This is a genomic window from Pseudoxanthomonas sp. LjRoot204_2 (assembly GCF_056175765.1).
Genome location: NZ_JBGFFG010000354.1, coordinates 1 through 3,546, shown reverse-complemented (window position 1 = coordinate 3,546; position 3,546 = coordinate 1). Strand labels below are relative to the sequence as shown.

The following is a 3,546-nucleotide window of genomic DNA, read 5'->3' as shown; positions in this document are numbered from 1 at the left end:
GCGCACGGACGTGCACAAGGTCCACCCGTTGTCGGCCGGCGCGGGATTGCGTATGGCCGTGAGTGTTGTGGTTGGAAAAACGCGCCACGGATGCGGCGCGAGCCTTCTGCAGCGCGGGACCTAACCTGTGCGTGCAGGCACCAGGGCCAGCACGCGCTCGACGACCGCGTCGATGCCGAGGCCGGTGGTGTCGATGAGGACGGCGTCGTCGGCCGGCCTCAGGGGCGCCACCGTGCGCTGGGCGTCACGGGCGTCGCGGGCGAGGATCTCGCGAAGCAGACCGTCGATTGTGACGGAAACCCCTTTGTCTTTCAACTGCTTATACCGCCTTTCCGCCCGTTCGTCGGCACTGGCCGTCAGGAAGACCTTGTAGGGAGCATCCGGGAAGATCACCGTTCCCATGTCCCGGCCATCGGCGACCAGCCCCGGCATCTGCCGGAACGCCCGCTGCCGCTCCTTCAGGGCCGAGCGGACCTCGGGAATGGCGGCGATGGCGGACGCGAGGGCGCCCGTGGTTTCAAGACGAAGCTCGTCGGTGGCATCCAGATCGTCGACGATCACCCTCAATCCCTGCTCCGACTCCCGGAAGCTCACCCGGGTATCGAAGGCGCACCTGACCAGGGCCGCCGGATCCGAAATATCGAGGTCCGCCCAACTGGCCGCCACGCCGACGGCGCGATACAGCGCGCCCGAATCGAGATAGTGCCAGCCAAGCCGGGCCGCGGCGAGCCGGCTCACGGTACCCTTGCCGGCCCCGGAGGGACCATCGATGGTGAGGACGGGAGCGGTATCGGACATGGGAACTCCAGGCGGTTTCCGCTCATTATGGCGCCCCCTGGAACGCCCCGGAACGCTCGGCGCGCCGGCACCCTCCGCAACCGCTTGATAAGCCAGCGGAATTGCCGCTAGAATAGCGGGCTTCGCTTTACCCCATATTCTTTTACGCCGAGGTTTCAACTCATGAAGGTCCTGTCCTCCCTGAAGTCGGCGAAGGCCCGTCACCGCGACTGCAAGGTGGTCCGCCGCCGCGGCAAGGTCTTCGTGATCTGCAAGTCCAACCCCCGTTTCAAGGCGCGTCAGCGCTGAGAACGGCGCTGCCGGCTCCGGCCGGCAATGCACGGAAAGCCGCCTTCGGGCGGTTTTTTGTTACCTGCCTTTTGTTATAAAAGGCAGATCATCCAGGGGAGTTCCACCATGAGCCGTCGCGCCCTAGCACTTCCGTTGATCGCCATGCTCGGCCTCGMAGGCCCGGTGTCCGCCGATACACTGCTGATCGAACGCGCCCAGGAACAACCTGCCGCCGCGCCCGTGCGGGGGCAGTCGGCCGCCGACGTCGAAGCCCGCTTCGGCACGCCCCAGCAGAAGCTGGAACCCCGGGGCGGACAGAAGCGCCAGTGGCCTGTGATCCATCGCTGGGTCTATCCAGGTTTCACCGTTTACTTCGAGAAGAGCCGCGTCATCGACGTGGTGCTCAACAAGGCGTCCGCCGAAGAAGTCGGCCCCAAGCCTCCCATCCGCTGACCGGTGCCCGCGCGCCCTGCAACCCGATGACCGATGCCTATCGCTTTCCTGCGGAGTGGGAGCCCCAGTCCGCGATCCTGATCGCTTGGCCGCATGCCGAGACCGACTGGGCCGATCGCCTCGCCGACGTGGAGGAAACCTACGTCGCCCTGGTGGCCGCCGTCACCCGTTTCCAGCCCGTGCTGATCTGCGTCGCAGACGACGACCTGCAGACCTATGCCGAGGCCCGGCTGCGTTCCGCGCGCGTGGAGATGGCGAACGTGCGCTTCGTGCCGGCCGAGTACGACGATACCTGGCTGCGCGATTCCGGCCCCATCACGCTGCGGGACGGGGGCCGTTTCAAGCTGCTCGACTTCCGCTTCACCGGCTGGGGCGGGAAGTACGAAGCCCGTCGCGACGATCGCCTGGTCGGCGAGTTGTCCGGCATGCAGCTGTTTCACAACTATTTCGTCCAAAGTATTGATTTTGCTTTGGAAGGTGGCGCTATCGAAACGGATGGCGCAGGCACCCTGCTCACCACTTGGCAATGCCTGCACGAACGCCACCCTGCCGCGTCTCGGGATGAGCTGACCGCCAAGTTGACGGGCTGGTTGCGACAGGACCGCGTGCTATGGCTGGACCATGGCTATCTGGAGGGCGATGACACCGACGCCCACATCGATACCCTCGCCCGCTTCGCACCGGGCGATGCCATCGTCTACCAGGCGTGCGACGATGCCGGCGACGTGCATTTCGCCGAGCTGCAGGCCATGGCCACCGACATCGCCGCGCTGCGCACGGCGGATGGCCATGCCTATCGCACGTTCCCGCTTCCTTGGGCACAGCCCGTGATCGACGGTGGGCGTCGCCTGGCGGCGTCGTACGCGAACTATCTGATCATCAATGGCGCGGTGTTGATGCCGGCCTACGGCGACCCCGCCGACGATATCGCCGCCGAAGTCCTGGCGCAGGCGTATCCGGACCGTGAGATCGTGCAGGTGCCGTGCCGCGCGCTGATCTGGCAGAACGGCAGCCTGCACTGCATCACCATGCAGTTGCCTTCAGGACTGATCGGCTGACTGAGCGAAGGCGCCACGGTTCGTGGCACCGTGACATCAGTTGGGCGCAGATTGAACGCTTCGTTTACATCTCGCCTCACACGATCCCGGATAACCACCGTTTCCCCTTGAGCGAGGAGACGGCCGTGTATTCACGACGCAAGTTCCTGACAAGCACCGCGCTGGCCACGGCAGGCATGGGCCTGGCCGCCTGCCGCGATACGGCACAGGCCGGCGGCGTGAGCGGGGCCAAGCCGGCATCGGCCACGACGCCGACCGCACCAGCACCCCTGAACACCCGTGCCATCCCGTCGACCGGCGAGCGCATCCCCGTCATCGGCATGGGCACCTCCGGCAGCTTTGAAGTGGGCCAGAGCGCCGCGGAACTGGACCCGCTGCGCGAGGTACTGAAGCGGTTCTTCGCCGCCGGCGCCACCCTGATCGATACCGCGCCCACCTACAGCGTCGCCGAGGACGTAATGGGGGCGCTGCTGGCGGAGCAGAACCTGACCGGCAGGGCCTGGCTGGCCACCAAATTGTCCGGCGTGAGCGGGCGCGCGGCGGGTATCGCGCAGTTCCAGGACACGCTGCGTCGCCTGAAGACCGACAAGGTCGCGCTGCTGCAGGTCCACAACCTGGGCGACCTGAAGACGCAGATGGCCGTGGCGCGCGAGTTGAAGGCGCAGGGCAAGGTGAAGTACGTGGGCGTCACCCATTACGTCGAGCGCGCGCAGGACGAGCTTGCCAACGTCGTGCAGGCGGAGAAGCCGGACTTCCTCCAGATCAACTACTCGGTCATCAGCCGCGGTGCGGAGACGCGCGTGCTGCCGCTGGCGCAGGACTTGGGCGTCGCCGTCCTCATCAACCGCGCGTTCGAGGACGGAAAGCTGTTTGCGCAGGTGAAGGACAAGTCCGTCCCCGCGGCCCTGGTCGACGCAGGCATCGGCTCGTGGGCACAGGCGTTCCTGAAGTTCGCGCTCAGCCACCC

General features: G+C 66.3%; 5 protein-coding genes. 4 read left to right on the top strand and 1 reads right to left on the bottom strand.

The window, feature by feature from the left end:
• Nucleotides 1-120 precede the first annotated feature (120 nt).
• Complete coding sequence (cmk, locus tag AC04L7_RS14590) at nt 121-798, bottom strand: (d)CMP kinase (RefSeq protein WP_435998797.1); 678 nt, start codon at nt 796-798, stop codon at nt 121-123.
• Nucleotides 799-960: 162 nt separating this feature from the next.
• Here cmk and ykgO point away from each other — a divergent pair, with 162 nt between their 5' ends.
• The 4 genes from ykgO to AC04L7_RS14570 form a co-directional block, all read left to right on the top strand.
• Nucleotides 961-1,086, top strand: a complete 126-nt coding sequence (gene ykgO, locus AC04L7_RS14585) for a type B 50S ribosomal protein L36 (protein WP_010342887.1) — start codon at nt 961-963, stop codon at nt 1,084-1,086.
• A gap of 108 nt (nt 1,087-1,194) precedes the next feature.
• Nucleotides 1,195-1,521, top strand: coding sequence for a hypothetical protein (locus tag AC04L7_RS14580; RefSeq protein ID WP_475513277.1), 327 nt, complete (start codon nt 1,195-1,197; stop codon nt 1,519-1,521).
• Between the two features lie 26 nt (nt 1,522-1,547).
• Nucleotides 1,548-2,579, top strand: a complete 1,032-nt coding sequence (locus AC04L7_RS14575) for an agmatine deiminase family protein (RefSeq protein WP_435998805.1) — start codon at nt 1,548-1,550, stop codon at nt 2,577-2,579.
• A 125-nt stretch (nt 2,580-2,704) separates the two neighbouring features.
• A partial coding sequence (locus AC04L7_RS14570; RefSeq protein ID WP_475513276.1) for an aldo/keto reductase occupies nt 2,705-3,546 on the top strand: 842 nt, incomplete at its 3' end.